Source organism: Staphylococcus sp. AS1337 (genome assembly GCF_051408735.1).
Lineage (GTDB): Bacteria > Bacillota > Bacilli > Staphylococcales > Staphylococcaceae > Staphylococcus > Staphylococcus xylosus_B.
This window is the reverse complement of record NZ_JBOIHZ010000001.1, coordinates 211,965-231,727: the sequence shown is the minus strand read 5'-3', so window position 1 is coordinate 231,727 and position 19,763 is coordinate 211,965. Positions and strand designations below refer to the sequence as shown.

Below are 19,763 nucleotides of genomic sequence, written 5' to 3'. Positions count from 1 at the left end.
TAAAATAATAGTTATAGTCAAAAATAGTATGGGAGTGGCGAAATTGTTTTCAAAAATATATCCTAAAGTAACTGTGCTTAGTATACTAACGCTAATCGTAGTGGCTTTAGCTTTACATATATTACCTCCGTTAGGCCTGGTGTTAGGTATCTTTGCGACAATTCCAGGCATTATCTTATGGCATAAGTCTATTGAATCATTTGGTTTAACAGCAGTCATTACAGTGGTATTAACAACATTATTAGGTAATATATTTGTGTTGAGCACCATGGTCATTATACTCTTAGTGAGTTTTGTTATTGGCCAATTATTAAAAGAACGTACATCTAAAGAACGCATACTTTATATAACAACTACTTATATTAGTATGTTCTCGTTAATTGCGTTTATGGGACTACAAACGTTTGATAAAATACCAAGTTCTACAGTTTTGATAAAACCAGTGAAAGATTACATGCATAACGTTGTTTCTGGAATTGCGGGAAGTGCAGAATATAAGCAAATGCTTGAAGAAGGCTTCCGCCAGATGTCAGTTCAGTTACCAAGTTATGTCATTATCACAGTATTTCTACTTATTTTAATCAATTTAATTATTACTTTTCCAATTTTACGTAAGTTCAAAATCGCTACACCAATATTTAAACCATTATATGCTTGGCAAATGAAGCGTTCACTATTATGGATGTATATTATTGTCTTGATTTGTGTTATGTTTGCGAGCCAACCAGGGGCTTTCCAAAGTATCGTTTTAAACTTTGAAATTGTGTTATCATTATGTATGTATATTCAGGGCTTAAGTGTTATTCACTTTTTCGGGAAGGCAAAATCAATGCCAACCGCACTTTCTGTGTTATTCATGGTTATAGGGACAGCTTTAATGCCATTAACACATATTGTAAGTCTCCTGGGTGTTATAGATTTGTGTATTAACTTAAAAAGTATCATTAAAAAATGATTTGAGGTGGAAGAATGAACCGTCAATCCACTAAAAAAGCGTTAGTTTTACCATTTATTATTATGGCGCTCACAGCAATTGTACTTGTAGTAGTTTGGTTTGTTTTTAACCAGCTCATTGCAGGCATAGCGACAGTTGTATTAGTGATTATTATTGTAGGGACAGCGATAATGGTAAGACGAGCTTTGCAGAAACTAGATAGCTATGTTGATAATCTAAGTGGCCATATTTCGGCAGGCAATAATATTGCAATTAAAAGTTTGCCAATCGGTATGATTATCTTAGATGAAAATGAAAACATAGAGTGGATGAACAAATTTATGTCGGAACGCTTAACGCGTAATGTAATTTCCGATCCAGTTAATGAAGTATATCCTAATATCTTAAAACAATTAGAAAAAACACAAGAAGTTGAGATTTCTGAAAATGAGTACCACTACCGCGTACGTTATTCTGAAAAAGAACATGTATTGTATTTCTTTGATATTACTGAAGAAGTACAAACAAATAAGTTATATGAAGACTCTAAACCGATTATTGCTACATTGTTCTTAGATAATTATGACGAGATTACGCAAAATATGAATGACACACAAAAATCAGAGATTAACTCGATGGTTACACGTGTGATTAGTAGATGGGCTAGTGAGCATAACATTTATTTCAAACGTTATAGCTCAGATCAATTTGTTGCTTATTTAAATCAAGATATATTAAACAACATAGAGGCAACAAACTTTAGTATTTTAAGTCAGTTACGTGAAAAGAGTGTCGGTTACCGTGCACAATTAACTTTAAGTATCGGTGTCGGTGAAGGTTCTGAAGATTTAATAGATTTAGGGGAACTATCACAATCAGGCCTAGACTTAGCGCTAGGACGTGGTGGTGATCAGGTTGCAATCAAGAATATAAACGGAAATGTACGTTTCTATGGTGGTAAGACTGACCCAATGGAAAAACGTACACGTGTTAGAGCACGTGTTATATCACATGCGCTTAAAGATATTCTGATGGAAGGCGACAAAGTTATCATTATGGGGCATAAACGTCCTGACTTAGATGCAATCGGTGGTGCAATTGGTGTGTCACGTTTTGCAATGATGAATAACCTAGATGCGTATATCGTCTTAAATGATTCTGACATTGATCCAACATTACGACGTGTTATGGATGCAGTAAATGAAAAACCAGAATTAAAAGACCGTTTTATCACATCGGATGAAGCATGGGATATTATGACATCTAAGACAACATTAGTCATTGTAGATACGCATAAACCTGAAATGGTCATCGATGAGAATATCTTAAACAAAGCTAACCGTAAAGTGGTTATTGACCACCATAGACGCGGTGAGAGCTTTATTTCGAGTCCATTGCTTGTTTATATGGAACCATATGCAAGTTCAACTGCCGAACTTGTGACCGAATTACTTGAGTATCAACCGACAGAACAACGATTAACGCGTTTAGAATCGACAGTAATGTTTGCAGGTATTATTGTAGATACGCGTAACTTTACGCTACGAACAGGTTCTAGAACCTTCGATGCAGCAAGTTACTTACGTGCGCATGGTGCAGATACAATATTGACACAACATTTCTTGAAAGATGATCTTGATACGTATATTAATCGTACCGAGTTGATTCAAACAGTGAAATTACAAGAAAATGGTGTAGCCATTGCACACGGTTCGAATGATAAAATTTATCATCCTGTTACAGTTGCACAAGCTGCCGATGAACTGTTAAGTTTAGATGGTGTAGAGGCTTCGTACGTAATTGCAAGAAGAGAAGAAAATGTAATAGGTATGTCTGCCCGCTCACTTGGTGCTGTCAATGTGCAGTTAACAATGGAAGCACTTGGCGGTGGTGGTCATTTAACTAATGCAGCCACACAGTTAAAAGATGTAACAGTGGATGAAGCAATAGAACAATTACAACAAGCTATAACAGAACAAATGAGTAGGAGTGAAAATGCATGAAAGTAATATTCACACAAGATGTAAAAGGTAAAGGTAAAAAAGGTGAAGTTAAAGACGTACCAGTAGGTTATGCAAATAACTTCTTATTAAAGAAAAATTATGCAATAGAAGCAACACCTGGTAATTTAAAACAATTAGAACAAAAAAATAAAGCTGCTGAAGCAGAGCGTCAACAAGAAATTGAAGATGCTAAACAACTAAAAGCACAATTAAGTGAAATTGAAGTTGAAGTGTCTGCTAAAACAGGCGAAGGCGGTAAATTGTTTGGTTCAGTAAGTACGAAACAAATCACACAAGCATTACAAGAACAACACAACATTAAAATTGATAAACGTAAAATGGATTTACCAAACGGTATCCATGCATTAGGTTACACTAATGTGCCAGTTAAACTAGATAAAGAAGTTGAAGGTACAATCCGTGTACACACAGTTGAACAATAATAGTGGATTGAGATATGAGGTGTAATCACAATGGATGGAATGTATGAACAAAATCAAATGCCACACAGTAATGAGGCTGAACAGTCTGTCTTAGGTGCCATTATCATAGATCCAGAATTAATCAACACAACTCAGGAAGTATTGCTTCCTGAGTCATTTTATAGAGGTACACATCAACACATCTTTAGAGCAATGATGAACCTCAATGAAGATAATAAAGATATCGATGTCGTTACCATCATGGATCAGTTGTCTCAAGAAGGACGATTGAATGAAGCGGGCGGGCCACAGTATCTTGCGGAATTATCGAGCAATGTGCCGACGACACGTAATATCCAATACTATACAGACATTGTTTTTAAACACGCCACTAAGCGTAAATTAATCCAAACGGCTGATAGTATTGCGAATGATGGCTATAATGATGAGCTGGAACTAGATACGATACTTAATGACGCTGAACGTCGCATATTAGAGTTATCATCCACGCGTGAAAGTGACGGATTTAAGGATATTCGAGATGTGCTTGGGGAAGTGTATGAAAACGCAGAATTATTAGATCAAAATAGTGGTCAAACGCCAGGTATTCCTACAGGTTATCGAGATTTAGATCAGATGACAGCAGGTTTTAACCGTAATGATTTGATTATTTTAGCGGCACGTCCTTCGGTAGGTAAGACTGCCTTCGCACTTAATATTGCACAAAAAGTTGCGACGCATGAAGATCATTTTTCGGTAGGTATTTTCTCGTTAGAGATGGGTGCAGATCAGCTTGCCACACGTATGATTTGTAGTTCAGGAAACGTGGACTCTAACCGTCTTAGAACCGGTATGATGACTGAAGAAGACTGGAATAGGTTTACCATTGCCGTGGGTAAATTATCACGTACAAAGATATTCATCGATGATACACCAGGTATTCGAATTACCGATATCCGTTCAAAATGTCGTCGCTTAAAACAAGAGCACGGTTTAGACATGATTGTAATTGACTACTTACAATTAATTTCAGGTAGTGGTTCACGTTTTTCAGATAATAGACAACAAGAAGTTTCTGAGATTTCGCGTACATTAAAAGCGATTGCTAGAGAGCTTGAATGTCCTGTTATTGCATTGAGTCAGTTATCACGTGGTGTAGAACAACGTCAAGATAAGCGTCCGATGATGAGTGATATTCGTGAATCAGGTTCTATTGAGCAAGATGCCGATATTGTTGCCTTCTTATATCGTGATGATTATTATAATCGCGGTGAAGACGAAGAAGATGATGATGACTCAAATTATGAACCTCAAACAAATGATGATAATGGTGAAATTGAAATCATTATCGCTAAGCAACGTAACGGCCCTACAGGTACAGTGAAACTGCACTTTATGAAGCAATACAACAAATTTACAGATATAGACTATGCCCACGCTGAAATGGGATAAAAAAAGATTTATCAACAGAAACCGTACGATATTAAACTTTAACGTTATATTGTACGGTTTTTGTTTGTTTTTGGTTAATTATTTTCTCAATAAGTATGTGTCTTAATTTACCTGCGTAATGTTTCTATGCGTTGGTATGATTGTTTTTGAATGGTAAATCAAACCGCGATTTATTTTAGTGGCTTTTGGAAAATGCTATAAAATCAATGTTCGATTTTTGGTTTGCATTATAACCTGTGTATTGGTAAAATACGAAATGGTTAATCGAGAAAACTTGGAGGTGCTCATATGTCATCAATAGTAGTAGTTGGGACACAATGGGGAGACGAAGGTAAAGGTAAAATTACAGATTTCTTAGCAGAACAAGCAGATGTTATTGCACGTTTTTCAGGTGGTAACAATGCTGGTCACACTATCAAATTTGGCGGAGAAACATATAAATTACACTTAGTACCATCTGGTATTTTTTATAAAGAAAAATTAGCAGTTATTGGTAATGGTGTCGTTGTCGATCCAGTCGCACTATTGAAAGAATTAGACGCTTTAAATGAAAGAGGTATTTCAACAGATAACTTACGTATTTCAAACCGTGCACAAGTTATTTTACCTTATCATATTAAACAAGATGAATATGAAGAAGAACGTCGTGGAGATAATAAAATCGGCACAACGAAAAAAGGCATTGGCCCTGCATACGTAGATAAAGCACAACGTATCGGTATTCGTGTTGCTGACTTATTAGATAAAGAAACATTCGAAAGATTATTAAAAGATAATATTGAATACAAAGGTGCATACTTCGAAGGTATGTTTGGCAAATCATGTCCATCATTTGATGAAATCTTTGAAACATATTATGCAGCAGGCCAACGTTTAGCTCCATTCGTTACTGACACTGCAAAAGTTTTAGACGATGCATTTGTAGCAGAAGAAAAAGTTTTATTCGAAGGCGCTCAAGGCGTTATGTTAGATATCGATCATGGTACATATCCATTTGTGACTTCAAGTAATCCAGTTGCAGGTAATGTGACTGTCGGTGGCGGTGTAGGTCCAACATTCGTATCTAAAGTCATCGGTGTATGTAAAGCTTATACGTCTCGTGTAGGTGACGGTCCTTTCCCAACAGAATTATTTGATGAAGATGGACACCATATCCGTGAAGTTGGTCGTGAATACGGTACAACTACAGGTCGTCCACGCCGTGTAGGTTGGTTCGATTCAGTAGTACTACGTCATTCTCGTCGTGCGAGTGGTATTACAGACTTATCAATCAACTCTATCGATGTATTAACAGGTCTTAAAGAAGTTAAAATCTGTACCGCCTATGAATTAGATGGCAAAGAAATCACAGAATACCCAGCGAATCTCAAAGACTTACAACGTTGTAAGCCTATCTTTGAAACATTACCTGGTTGGACAGAAGATGTAACAGGCTGCCGTTCATTAGAAGAATTACCTGATAATGCACGTAAGTACTTAGAACGTATTTCTGAATTAAGTGATGTTAAGATTTCAATCTTCTCAGTAGGACCAGATCGTAATCAAACAAACTTACTAAAATCATTGTGGTAAGCAACAGAACGACATAACCATAATTAAAATAAAACCTTGTAGTTAGTCATTTGAAAATGACCGCAGCTACAAGGTTTTTTGATATATCTTTATTTTTGCATACAGTGTGTGTCACGAAAATCTAAAATTTTCTCCACAGCTAAGTCATAACCAGGCTGTAGAGACTCTTCAGTATTTCTTATATTGTCTATATTATTTTGGTAATCAGTTAAATGTTCAAGCATCAATCGTATCGTTTGTTGCAATTGTGCTACTGTAAACGTTTCAGAGTTTAGTTGTTGCCCGATACCTAAGTTTTCGATTTGTTGTGCCACAACAGGTTGGTCTGCACTTTGCGGAAAGGCTAACATAGGTACACCCATCATCATTGCCTCATTGGTACTATTCATACCCGCATGTGTTAAGAATAGCGTAGTGTATTGTAACAATTCAGTCTGTGGTACAAATGATTTAATTACAAAGTTAGAAGGTATGTCATCAAATGCTGCTAAATCATTCGTGTGACCGATTGAGACAACGACTGTAACATCCATATCAGCTAATGCTTTAAAACATTTATTGAAGAAAGGCACATTTTGATTAAAAACAGTACCTAGAGAAATATAAATAATCGGTTTAGAGCGGTCAATCTCAGACATAAAACCAGTAGATTGAGGTTGTATAACAGATGGACCAGCAAAGAAATAGCGATTGCTATCAAATGCAGTATAGTCGATTTGAAATTTTTGCATGACATATGAAATATTGAAATCACCAGGATTATTCATCAGTTCATATCTCGAAGGTACTGTAACGTCATATGTTGTTTCTACATGAGCTTTTAGTTTATCAAAATCTTTGTCCGCTTTTTCTTTAGCTTCAGTAGTTATATTTGTAGCCAATTGTTGAGTAAATCTGTCAAAGGATGCTTTCGTATGTGCAAATGTCGTGACAGAAGAAATGGCAGGAATGTCTAGCTTTTGCGCTAACATATATCCACAACCAAACATAGAATCAAAAATCATATAATCATAATGTTCCCCTTCGATATCTTTTAATATCTTTGGTAAAAATAAATCTGCAGTATTTAACAAACCATTCATAACATTAAAGAGGTGATCACGCCCATAAGCTGAAAAATAAGCCATCATTGCTTCAGTATCTAATGTTCTAAGTTCAACACCAGTCCCTTTGAGTCTTTCTGTAAATTGATCAGAAGCATAGTATACAACTTCTTCACCTTTTTCAACTAATGTTTTGCATACGGCTACGGTTGGATTTACATGTCCTGCAGAGCCTGGATTAATAAATAATACTTTTGCCAATTGAGTACCTCCTAATATGTATCATTTTATTAGTTTATCAAAATTTATTGTTGATAAAAAATATTTTAATTTTAATTATTGTTATTTATATTAAAGATTATTCTAGTATCGTTTGGCTTTTTAGGTTGAAATGTTCAAAAATGATGAGTGAAAAACGAGCGGATTTAAAAGTTTTTTCAGAGATATGCAGGGAATTTACACATTATACAATTAATATAGAAAATTATACTAATAAAATTTAAAAAATAGCTTGTCATCCCCTGCGAGAGTTGGTATAATTTATTTTGTGCTTAAGAGAGGCTCCTTGGTCAAGCGGTTAAGACACCGCCCTTTCACGGCGGTAACACGGGTTCGAGTCCCGTAGGAGTCACCATTTTGTTTTAGGTCTCGTAGTGTAGCGGTTAACACGCCTGCCTGTCACGCAGGAGATCGCGGGTTCGATTCCCGTCGAGACCGTATAATGCCCATCCAATAGGATGGGCATTTTTTTGTATATAGCGTTAAATGTTATAGCACTACTATAATAAAGTAATCATATATAGTAGCATTACATATCATGATATTCGGGTAAATAAAACTGTGAATGAAAGGAGCGTGTAGCATAGCTAATGGATAAATATATAGAGGAAACAGATTTAATTAATCTCATCAGTGATCGTCACAATGATTTGAGACAAAAAGTAGAATATATCACTGCTCAGCAATTACCTCACGTTCATTTTAGTAGCTCGGAGTGGTACTTAATTACAATCATTAAGTATGGTAGCCCATCATTAGCAGAATTAACACGTACTATTAATCTAACCCGTCAAGCAATACATAAAGCGGTGAAACAGTTAGAGCACAAACAAGTGGTTCACATTGAAGCAGTGCCAAACAATAAAAAAGAAAAGCGCGTAACATTAACAAAATCAGGTATAGCATGTTACGAGCGATATATAGACAATAAACATCAATTAATTGATTATATTGCCTCGGTAATTGGGATTTCACAAACTGAACAGTTGCAACAACTTTTACAACAAGACTGGCATTTAGAGAATTTTAATACGGAATAAGCATTTGAGTATTTAACAAAGCACAATTTTGCTTAAATACTCAAAATTTTTTAGTTTAATTTAGTCAACTAAGTTGACAATAATCATTGGGTTTTGCTAAAGTAAATTGGTCAATCTTTTCAAATCTATAGAAGTTATTGTGCAACGCTATCTAGACAAAAGGACTGGTACATAAACAATCGTGCCACAACTGAGTATAAGGAACAATAATACATATAGAAAAAATAAGCATGGAAATATAGCATAAGTCATACTTACGAAGTTAAATTAAGTAATTGGAAAGTTATTAGAGCGAGCTCGCTTTACAACTAAGAGTACATACAATTCCAAAGTTACTTCAGTCCTTCTCATTTATACTTATACTTCGTTTACCATAAAAAAGGAGTATATCAAATGGCAACACAAGTAAATGTAAAAAATCCAAAAATGTACGCACTTGTCTTAATGATTGGGGGTTTTATGGGGTTATTTAGTGAAACAGCACTCAACATGGCTTTGACTGATATTATGGCTGATTTTCAAGTATCAGCAGCTACGGTACAGTGGTTAACGACTGGCTACCTACTCGTCATGGCATGTTTAGTACCAACTTCCTCATATCTCATCAAATGGTTTAGTACTAAATCACTGATTATTACAGGTATCTTACTATCTTTACTCGGTGTTCTAATTGGAGCAATTGCACCTAATTTCACTTTATTATTATTAGGTCGTATTATTCAGGCATTAGGTACCGGAGTGTTATTACCGATTATGGTTACCGTACTGATGCTGATTTTTCCTATTGAAAAACGCGGTGCAGTTATGGGCATTATGGGGCTTGTAATTACAGCAGGACCAGCATTAGGGCCTACACTGTCAGGGGTCATTATTTCAGCATCCAGTTGGCACTTTATCTTTTGGATTAGTGCAATACTCTACCTAGGTGTATTATTGATGGCAATGTTCAAAACGGAAAATGTAGGAGAACTTACTAAACCCCAAATTGACCTTTTATCTATCGCATTATCAACGCTTGGTTTTGCAGGGTTAATCTTTGCGCTCAGTTCTATGGCAGAAGCATCATTCACACATATTATCGTCTGGTTGCCATTAAGTATTGGTATCATCGCATTAGCCATTTTCATTGTACGTCAATTCAAGATAGATTCACCTATGCTTAATTTAAGCGTCTTTAAATATCCAATGTTCGTCGTTGGAGCAGCGATGGTATTTATCACGATTCTATGTATTTTATCAGCAGGTATATTATTACCATTGTATTTAAAAGGGGCACTATTATTTAGTTCAGTCATCGCTGGTTTAATTTTATTACCAGGTAATGCAGTGAATTTAGTGTTGTCTCCAGTGGTTGGTTCATTATTTGATCGTTTTGGTGCTAGATATTTTGGAATTATCGGCTTTTTACTGATGTTTATAGCAACATTAACGTTTGCATTGACGATTTCAGCATCGACACCAGTTTGGGCAATTATTTTAGCATTTATCGTCTTTTTCATGGGCATCACCTTGGTCATGATGCCAGCACAAACCAATGCTTTAAATCAATTACCACATGAACTCTATGCAGATGGATCCGCAACGGTTACAACATTGATACAAGTAGGTGGCTCTGCTGGTACGGCTATCGCAATCACTATTTATACGACTGCCATGAAATCATTTGCTGCAGTTCATCCAAATGTGAGTCAAGAAGTAGTATTATCACATGGTATACAGTTCACTTTCATCTTTATTACAGCCTTAACAGTGATTGGTTTGATCCTGTCATTGTGGGTTAAGCAACCCAAAAAAATCTAAATCACTGTGACGTATGCGCAAGCACTATCATCACGTCAAAGTGTGACCGCACAAAGTAAGATTATGGTGCGAAGTTAACATTACTAGCGCACGACAATGAACACACTTGATTGTATATTTGAAATATATAATGCAATCTAATATAGGGGAGTGGGACTTTGAAACCATTGATGCTTGTTGATTTCAGTTCCGCTCCCATTTTTATTTTCGTTTATATATAGAAAATAGCACGTAACAAATTTTCATAATGAAGCAAATAGTTTACTATAATGATACAAAAAACCTTTGATTGAATGATATGAAGATATTGTACAAGCAATTAATTCGAACATAAATGTAATATTGTTTAGAATATATTTATCTCTCATGAATCGATAAGTACCCATTTTATAGCAATAATGTTATAATTTTACAATATACAATTTTAATTTTCTATTTAGAAAAATAGAATTGAAGTGCCATAAATGGTAAATTATATTATAGAGATGTGCGTAGAATTTAATGTAAATGTACTACAATATAGAAATGAGGTTTATAAAATATGGCTAGAAAAGTTGTTGTAGTCGATGATGAAAAACCAATTGCTGACATTTTAGAATTTAATTTAAAAAAAGAAGGGTACGAAGTATTTTGTGCCTATGATGGAAATGATGCAGTAGATTTAATATATGATGAAGAACCAGATATCGTGTTGTTAGATATTATGTTACCTGGTCGTGATGGCATGGAAGTCTGCCGTGAAGTACGTAAAAAGTATGAAATGCCAATCATTATGTTAACTGCAAAAGATTCAGAAATAGATAAAGTATTAGGTCTTGAGCTAGGTGCCGATGACTATGTGACAAAACCATTTAGCACACGTGAATTAATCGCACGTGTGAAAGCAAATTTACGTCGTCATTATTCACAACCAGCACAAGAAATTAACGACGAATCTAATGAAATTACTATTAAAGATATCGTTATTTATCCAGATGCTTATTCTATTAAAAAACGTGGCGGTGACATCGAATTAACGCACCGTGAATTCGAATTATTCCATTATTTATCTAAACATATGGGGCAAGTCATGACACGCGAACATTTATTACAAACCGTTTGGGGCTATGACTATTTTGGTGATGTGCGTACTGTAGACGTTACAATTCGACGCTTACGTGAAAAAATTGAGGATGATCCATCTCATCCAGAATATATTGTGACACGCCGTGGTGTTGGATATTTCCTCCAACAACATGATTAGAGGCTATGTTAAATGAAATGGCTTAAACATTTTCAATCCTTACACACTAAACTTGTTATCGTCTATGTATTGCTGATTATAATCGGTATGCAAATTATCGGTTTATATTTTACGAATAGTCTTGAAAAAGAATTAACACAAACATTTAAAAATAATATTTCACAATATGCGAAACAAATAGAAATTAATATTGAAAAAGTCTACGACGAAGATAATTCGGTAAATGCTCAAAAAGAAGTTCAAAACTTATTGAATGAGTATGCTAATAGACAAGAAATAGAAGAAATTCGCTTTATTGATAAAGATCAGATTATCATGGCTACTTCAAAGCAGTCTACCCGTAGTCTAATAAATCAAAAAGCCAATGATAATTCTATTCAAAAAGCACTGTCGCTAGGTGAAATCAATAGCCATACCGTATTAAAAGATTACGGTAATGGTAAACAGCGTGTCTGGGTATATAACTTACCTGTTAAAACATCTAACGATGGTACGATTGGTGACGTTTATATCGAAGCAGATATCAATGACGTATATAACCAGTTAAGTAATATCAATCAAATTTTTATCGTTGGTACAGGGATTTCATTGTTAATTACGGTAATCCTAGGGTTCTTTATTGCACGTACAATTACGAAACCAATCACAGACATGCGGAATCAAACTGTAGAAATGTCTAAAGGTAACTATACGCAACGTGTAAAAATTTATGGTAACGATGAAATTGGTGAGCTCGCACTCGCCTTCAACAACCTATCTAAACGTGTACAAGAAGCACAGGCTAATACCGAAAGTGAAAAACGGCGTCTCGATTCCGTTATTACACACATGAGTGATGGTATTATCGCAACAGATCGACGCGGGCGTATACGTATTGTTAATGACATGGCATTAACGATGATGGGGACAATGAAAGAAGATATTATTGGCGATTATATGCTTAACGTATTGAATCTTGAAGAAGATTTCTCATTAGATGAAATTCAAGAGAATAACGATAGTTTCTTGTTAGACATCAATGAGACGGAAGGCATTATCGTTCGAGTTAACTTTAGTACGATTGTTCAAGAAACCGGCTTTGTCACAGGTTATATCGCCGTGCTACATGATGTAACTGAACAACAACAAGTTGAACGAGAACGTCGTGAATTCGTGGCTAACGTGTCTCACGAATTACGTACACCACTGACTTCGATGAACAGTTATATCGAAGCGTTAGAAGGTGGCGCGTGGAAAGATGACGACCTAGCACCACAATTCCTATCCGTTACACGTGAAGAAACAGAACGTATGATTCGTCTTGTAAACGATTTACTACAATTATCTAAGATGGATAACGAATCTGATCAAATTACTAAAGAAATCGTCGACTTTAATATGTTTATCAATAAAATCATTAACCGTCACGAGATGTCTGCGAAAGATACGACATTCATCCGTGAAATTCCAAAACAAACCATCTTTACTGAAATTGATCCAGATAAGATGACACAAGTTTTTGATAACGTTATTACCAATGCGATGAAATATTCACGCGGTGATAAACGTGTTGAGTTTCACGTGAAACAGAATGCGTTATATAATCGTATGACGATTCGTGTGAAAGATAATGGTATTGGTATTCCAATCAATAAAGTAGATAAAATCTTTGACCGCTTCTATCGTGTAGATAAAGCACGTACGCGTAAGATGGGTGGTACGGGTCTAGGATTAGCTATATCTAAAGAAATTGTAGAAGCTCACAATGGCCGTATATGGGCGAACAGTGTAGAAGGACAAGGCACGTCAATCTTTATTACGCTTCCATGTGAAGTTTTAGAAGATGGTGATTGGGATGCGGAGTAAAGAGTTAATCAAATCCATAATCCTTATCCTTCTTGTATTAATGAGTGCGGTTTTAACATATATGACCTGGAATTTCTCACCTGATTTAGCCAATGTGGATAAGCAACAAGATAATAAAGAAACAGAAGCTAAGACGATAGGTAAGCCATTAGATCAAGGAATGGATAAAGTGATTACACCCTATCAGGTAATTCATTCTAAAGGTGAAGATTCTAAAGGTATGGAAGCGACAAAAAGTAATGTAGAAGCAACATTGAAACCATTGAAGAATCATCGTGTATTACGTTCAGAGCAAATGCATAGTAACCATAACTTAATTATCCCAGATCTTAGTGATGAATTTTTAGTATTGGATTTTACGTATGATATGCCACTAGCAACTTATTTAGGTCAAGCCTTGAATATTAACGCTAAAGTGCCAAACAATTTTAAATTCGATCGCTTAATCGTCGACAATAATAAAGATGGTACAGTGAAGCTCTATGCGATTAGTAAAGATCGACATAACGTTGTACGTATGACAACATCTGCTAAACTCAGCCAATTTGAAAAGGTAATGAAGCAACAACAGAAAAATATGCAGCCTTATACTGAGATTATTACGAATAAAGATACGATTGATAAGGCTACACATATTTTCGCACCAAAAGCCCCTAAAGGCTTGAAATCATATCACACTATTTATAATCGCATTAGTGTAGATACTATGAATGCAATACTATTTAATGATTCTGTCGTTGTGCGTAGTTCGAAGAGTGGTAACGCAACATATAATAATAATACGGGCGTTGCCAATTATAGTGATGATAGTGAAAAATACCGCTATACTAATCTCTCAGAAGATGAAAATCGTTCTACTAATATGAAAGAAAGTATACCGAGCACTTTTGATTATATAAATAATCACGGTGGCTTTACAGATGATTTCAGGTTATTCAATGTGGATAACAAGACTGGTGAACTGACATATCAAATGTTCTTAAATGGTCGTCCAACGTTTAATAATGATGATCTTAATAACATTAAAGTATCATGGGGCGATAAAGGCGTCTTTAGTTATGCACGTGCACTATTGAAAGCAAATGTAACGATTGATAGTGGTGAAGACGAGGTTAAACTACCTGGTGCTGAAACTGTACGTGCAGAGTTAGCAAACAATCCAGAGATTAACTTTGAAGAAGTAACAAACATGACTATTGGCTACAATATGGACAACAAACCAGATAATACCGATATTGAAATCCAACGCAATAGTGAATTCAAACCACAATGGTATGTACAATATGATGGTGAATGGCGTGCATACAGTGATGGGGGGCTAGAATAAATGAACTGGAAACTTACAAAAACATTATTTATTTTCGTCTTTATTCTAGTAAACATTGGTCTAGTCATTATCTATATTGATAAGGTGAACAAGTCACATATCAATGATAGTGAAGTTGAAAATGCTGTGGATTTTAAACAAGAAGAAATTAAAATTCCAGACAACCTCCCAAGTGTTAAAAATTTAAAAATGCAGTTGTTAACCGCGCGTTCATTTGATTTTTCATCCTATGCTAAAGCGCATTCTGATATATCGAGTGAACAATCAGGTGCCATGGCTAAAGGTGACATCAGTAGTCCTATCGATGTCAGCAATGATCAATACACCGACTTAAAGACATATGTCAAAGATAAAGTGTATAAAGGTAAAGACTATGAAATGAGTAACATAGACAACAAAAACGTAACGTTTGAACAAACTTACGATGATTATCCAATAATGAATAACAACAAAGCGAGATTAGAATTTAATATAAATAATGATGGTAAAGCTTCAAGCTATAAACAAACGGCAATGAAGTCTATCACACCATCAGAAGGTGCTAACAACGAGAAAAAACAAGTGAATACGGCGAGAAGCGCAATAGAAGCCCTTTACTTTAACCGTTACCTTAAACGCAACGATGAAGTTACTAACGCAAGACTTGGTTACTACACGGTTGTGAAAGAACCCAATGTGCAAGTACTCGAAGCCAATTGGGAGATTAAAGTAAAACACGGAGAAAAGATTAAAACATACTATGTCGAAGCAGTCTCAGACAGCCCGAAAGTAATTGAAGAATAATATAAAAAACGCACGTCTCTTGAAGAGACGTGCGTTTTTTTATATCCAAAATAATAAGAAACGTCTTTTATCTCTCGAAGTAAGACATAAAACATTAATGAGAAAGCGTTTACAAAATCAAAGGGTAATGGTAATATTTCACTTAAGCTAGTTAGTTAATTTAAAAAACAAACCAACTAGCAAAGGGGGAATTCAATGGATAAAATTTCGGGTACGCATGATAGTTCTTATGCTGACGAAAGCCAAGTTAATGGTTCAACTAAGTTACGCACTTCTGAAAAAGTTGCATTTGGGGTAGGGGATTTTGGTGCTAATTACAGTTGGACTTTTATTGCATCATTTATCATTATTTATATGACAGATGTAGTAGGTATAGGAGGCTCAGTTATTGGAACTATTATACTTTTTTGTCGTTTTGCAGATGGTTTTTCAGACATTTTTATGGGAAGTATTATAGATAATACAAACACTAAAATGGGTAAAGCCAAGCCTTGGGTCTTTTGGACAGCACCTGTATTGGGCGTTTTAACATTCATGTTATTTAATGTGCCAACGTCGTTTAGTTATACAGGTCAAATTGCATATATTTTTATCGTATATTTTTTGATTTCAGTTATTTTTTATACAGCAAATAATGTTGCTTATTCATCATTAGTATCATTTATGACTAAAGATGAAAAAGATAGAGTTTCACTAGGAAGTATACGTTTTATATTTTCTAATTTAAGTGTGTTATGTATAACAACTTTCACTGTCTATTTTGTAACAAGTTTTGGCGATAATCAGCAAGGTTGGACATATACTTCAGCTATATACGCGTTGTTATGTGCAATCCCATTAATGGTTACAGGTTATTTTGTAAAAGAAAGAAATGTGGCCGAAAAGCAATATCATGAAGTTAAAAAAACAAAGCGTATTCCATTTAGTTTAATTATTAAATCTTTAATAACTGAAAAATATTTCCTTATTACAATAGTCTTATATTTATTGTGGTATTTGAGACAGACAGATAATAGTATGAGAATCTATTACGCAACGTACATTTTTAATGATGCAAATGTAATGGCAATTATGAGTGTAGCGACACTATTACCTACCATTTTAGGATTATTAGTAGCACCTCAATTTGCCGAAAAAGTAGGTATTAAAAATAGTATTATCATCGGGTTAATTCTATCTATTATTTCGTATATTATGATGGGCATATTCTCAGAGAACTTAATACTTTTAGTCGTTGGATTAATTATTCATGGAATAGGTTTAGTACCTTTTACAGCAGCACTAAGCGGCATTGTCGCAGATGTTGGAGATATTATTTATTGGAAGACGGGCGTACCAGTACAAGGCTCAATATTTAGTTTAGCAAGTGCTGGCATGAAGATTGGTTCAGGTTTGCAATCTGCAATTGTTGGGTGGTCACTATCCGTAGGTGGGTATGTTGCGGGGGCCTCAGTTCAATCACAAAGTACCATTTTTGCTATAAAATCCATGCAGATTTATTTTCCATTATTAGCAGTCACTATCGTAACGATATTCACTTTATTTTTGAATTATGAAAAATTTATTAAACATATAAAAGCACAAATTAGAACAAATAACGTAGGTGAAATGAGAGACAAACAAATATATAAATAAAATGAGGGATTACTATGACAAATTATATTCATGTAGATAAAAAAGGTTCAGATTGTGGATTAGGTAATGTTGAATCACCATTCTTAACAATAGATAAAGCTGCTTCAGTTGCACAACCTGGGGACAGTATTATTGTGCATGAAGGGATATATCGCGAAGAAATAACACATATAAACACAGGATTAAGTGAATCTAGAAGAATTTCATTTGAAGCAGCCAAAGACGAACAGGTGATTATTAAAGGCTCCGAAGAAATAACAGGATGGCAACAAATTGATGGCAGTATATGGAAAGTAGAAATAGATAACAAGATATTTAAAGATTTTAACCCATTTGCAACAAAATTATTTGGCGATTGGTTAGCAGTCGATAACGATAAGAGTTTAGGACAAGTATATTTAAACGATCAATCGCTTTTTGAAGTAAGTGAATATGAACAGTTGGATGACCCGAAATTAGTTGAAGAAACACTAGATCATTGGACAAATAAACAAGTTACTTATGACTATAAAGACCAATCAATCTATGTCTGGTACGCAAAAGTAGAAAAAGATATAACAACGATATATGTGAATTTTCATGACTTTAACCCAAATAATGAAGTAACAGAAATAAATGTTAGAAAAAGCGCATTTCGTCCCTTCAAAATGCATACAAATTATATTACAATTAGAAACTTTGAAATTGCGAATGTGGCAACGCAATGGTCGCCTCCAACTGCAGCACAGACAGGCATGATTGATACACATTGGAGTAAAGGCTGGATTATCGAAAATAATACACTTTATAACGCCGTGTGTAGTGCGATTGCTATAGGTAAAGAAATTTCAACAGGTGACAATTTAAATACTTATAGAAAAGACAAACCAGGTTATCAATATCAAATAGAAACCGTCTTTAAGGCAGTCAATAGTGATTGGAATAAAGAAACCATAGGATCACATATCGTTAGAAATAATGTAATACATGATTGTGGACAGAATGCAGTAGTAGGACATCTAGGAAGCGCATTTAGTAAAATATATAATAACCATATTTATAATATAGGTAATAAGAGAGAATTTTTTGGTTATGAAATTGCAGGTATCAAGTTGCATGCTGCGATAGATACACAAGTTTACAACAATTATGTTCATAATTGCTCACTAGGTATGTGGTTTGATTGGCAGACACAAGGAACAAGAATAAGTAAGAACATATTTAACGATAATACTAGAGACTTGTTCGTAGAAGTAAGTAGCGGTCCGTATATTGTAGATAACAATATACTAACTGCGGATTATGCTTTAGACAACCATGCCCAAGGTGGGGCTTACGTTAATAATATTATTAATGGCGAAATAGTACATAGGTTAATGTTGGATAGAGCAACGCCATACCATGTACCACACAGTACATTAATAGCAGGGTTTGCACCAGTTTATGGTGGAGATGATAGATTTTATAACAACATCTTTATTGGACAAGAAGGTATACCTAATGTTGGAACTGAAATTTATAATGGTTATAACACGTCAATATCAGAATTTAAAGAAGCGGTTGCTAAAGAAGAAGGAGATCATGAATCATTCCATAAGATAAAACAACCAGTTTATATTGAAGATAATGCATATTTTAATAAAGCGAATCAATTTAATAGAGAAGAGCGTAATTTTATAGATGAAAGTGTTGACCCCAATTTATCAATAATCGAAGAAGGAGATGATGTGTATTTAAATATCTCTTTACCAGAATCATTTATTGAATTTAAAGGGAAAGTATATGATACCGAGACATTACCTAAAGTACGTATTGTTGATGCAGACTTTGAAGATGAAAATGGCAATTCATTAACACTCAACACAGATTTAAATGATGATTTGAGAGAAAATGAGTCTATGATAGGTCCACTTCAAACGTTAACTACTGGAAATAACAAAGTGAAAATTTGGACTAAAAACAATACAAAATAATAGAGTTCACTTCAAGAAATAAGAAAGTTATATAACTATATAGCGTGACGTAAAAGGTTTGTTTTCTACATTGTGTAGGAGACGAATCTTTTATTTTTATGAATTGAAAAACGATTAACAAACCTTTCCAATTTTATTCAGATGAAATATCCATAAAGTATGTTAAAATTAAATACTGTTGATTAGCGTTATACAAAAGCAAAAAATAAAGCGATATAGTATAATAAAAGCGTAAAATTCGCGATAAGTTGAAGCGGAAAAGAGATAATAATTTTATGAGACAGGATTTTTTAAATTCTGTGATTGTAGTCGTATGCATGATGTTACATTAGCTATGCGCAGTGCTCCTAATAGCAAGAGCAACGAAAATTTTAGACAGAGGGTATATTGACGGCACATAAACCGAAGTCTGCCCTATAACAATATATTACTA

General features: G+C 34.7%; 14 protein-coding genes and 2 tRNA genes. 15 read left to right on the top strand and 1 reads right to left on the bottom strand.

The window, feature by feature from the left end; all coding sequences use genetic code 11:
• Positions 1-28 precede the first annotated feature (28 nt).
• The 5 genes from ACSUE0_RS01090 to ACSUE0_RS01070 all read left to right on the top strand — a co-directional run bounded on the left by ACSUE0_RS01090 (position 29) and on the right by ACSUE0_RS01070 (position 6,383).
• Positions 29-955 (top strand): DUF2232 domain-containing protein, encoded by a 927-nt coding sequence (locus ACSUE0_RS01090; RefSeq protein ID WP_182475128.1) that lies wholly within the window; start codon positions 29-31, stop codon positions 953-955.
• Between the two features lie 14 nt (positions 956-969).
• Positions 970-2,937, top strand: coding sequence for a DHH family phosphoesterase (locus ACSUE0_RS01085; RefSeq protein ID WP_119613335.1), 1,968 nt, complete (start codon positions 970-972; stop codon positions 2,935-2,937).
• A complete protein-coding gene (rplI, locus tag ACSUE0_RS01080) occupies positions 2,934-3,380 on the top strand; it encodes a 50S ribosomal protein L9 (RefSeq protein WP_017723688.1) in 447 nt (148 codons plus the stop codon). Before ACSUE0_RS01085 ends, rplI begins: the two co-directional genes overlap by 4 nt.
• Before the next feature lie 30 nt (positions 3,381-3,410).
• Entirely contained in the window at positions 3,411-4,811 is a 1,401-nt protein-coding gene (gene dnaB / locus ACSUE0_RS01075) for a replicative DNA helicase (protein WP_436955674.1), read from the top strand.
• Between the two features lie 288 nt (positions 4,812-5,099).
• Entirely contained in the window at positions 5,100-6,383 is a 1,284-nt protein-coding gene (locus ACSUE0_RS01070; protein ID WP_119613333.1) for an adenylosuccinate synthase, read from the top strand.
• Positions 6,384-6,472: 89 nt separating this feature from the next.
• Here ACSUE0_RS01070 and ACSUE0_RS01065 read toward each other — a convergent pair whose 3' ends face one another.
• Entirely contained in the window at positions 6,473-7,687 is a 1,215-nt protein-coding gene (locus tag ACSUE0_RS01065; RefSeq protein WP_436955672.1) for a macrolide family glycosyltransferase, read from the bottom strand.
• A gap of 298 nt (positions 7,688-7,985) precedes the next feature.
• On the opposite strand from ACSUE0_RS01065, the gene ACSUE0_RS01060 reads away from it, so the two are divergent.
• From ACSUE0_RS01060 to ACSUE0_RS01015, 10 genes are all read left to right on the top strand, one after another.
• Positions 7,986-8,060 (top strand) — tRNA-Glu (locus tag ACSUE0_RS01060).
• 10 nt (positions 8,061-8,070) lie between these two features.
• A tRNA-Asp gene (locus ACSUE0_RS01055) sits at positions 8,071-8,143 on the top strand.
• Positions 8,144-8,295: 152 nt separating this feature from the next.
• The gene (locus ACSUE0_RS01050) at positions 8,296-8,745 is read left to right on the top strand and encodes a winged helix DNA-binding protein (protein WP_119613331.1); all 450 of its coding nucleotides are present in this window, start codon (positions 8,296-8,298) and stop codon (positions 8,743-8,745) included.
• Positions 8,746-9,138: 393 nt separating this feature from the next.
• Positions 9,139-10,545 carry a DHA2 family efflux MFS transporter permease subunit gene (locus ACSUE0_RS01045; RefSeq protein ID WP_436955670.1) on the top strand — a complete coding sequence of 469 codons (1,407 nt, stop codon included), beginning with the start codon at positions 9,139-9,141 and terminating at the stop codon, positions 10,543-10,545.
• Positions 10,546-11,086: 541 nt separating this feature from the next.
• Positions 11,087-11,788, top strand: coding sequence for a response regulator YycF (gene yycF / locus ACSUE0_RS01040; protein ID WP_017723692.1), 702 nt, complete (start codon positions 11,087-11,089; stop codon positions 11,786-11,788).
• Between the two features lie 12 nt (positions 11,789-11,800).
• Positions 11,801-13,633: a cell wall metabolism sensor histidine kinase WalK gene (gene walK, locus ACSUE0_RS01035; protein WP_017723693.1), complete on the top strand. Its 1,833-nt coding sequence runs from the start codon at positions 11,801-11,803 to the stop codon at positions 13,631-13,633.
• Complete coding sequence (gene yycH, locus ACSUE0_RS01030) at positions 13,623-14,960, top strand: two-component system activity regulator YycH (RefSeq protein WP_436955667.1); 1,338 nt, start codon at positions 13,623-13,625, stop codon at positions 14,958-14,960. The genes walK and yycH overlap by 11 nt, the downstream gene beginning before the upstream one ends.
• On the top strand, positions 14,961-15,743 hold the full coding sequence (locus ACSUE0_RS01025) for a two-component system regulatory protein YycI (RefSeq protein ID WP_119613328.1): 783 nt from the start codon (positions 14,961-14,963) through the stop codon (positions 15,741-15,743).
• A gap of 195 nt (positions 15,744-15,938) precedes the next feature.
• Positions 15,939-17,378 carry an MFS transporter gene (locus tag ACSUE0_RS01020; RefSeq protein WP_436955665.1) on the top strand — a complete coding sequence of 480 codons (1,440 nt, stop codon included), beginning with the start codon at positions 15,939-15,941 and terminating at the stop codon, positions 17,376-17,378.
• A gap of 14 nt (positions 17,379-17,392) precedes the next feature.
• Positions 17,393-19,330, top strand: coding sequence for a right-handed parallel beta-helix repeat-containing protein (locus tag ACSUE0_RS01015; RefSeq protein ID WP_436955663.1), 1,938 nt, complete (start codon positions 17,393-17,395; stop codon positions 19,328-19,330).
• The last annotated feature ends 433 nt before the right edge of the window (positions 19,331-19,763 follow it).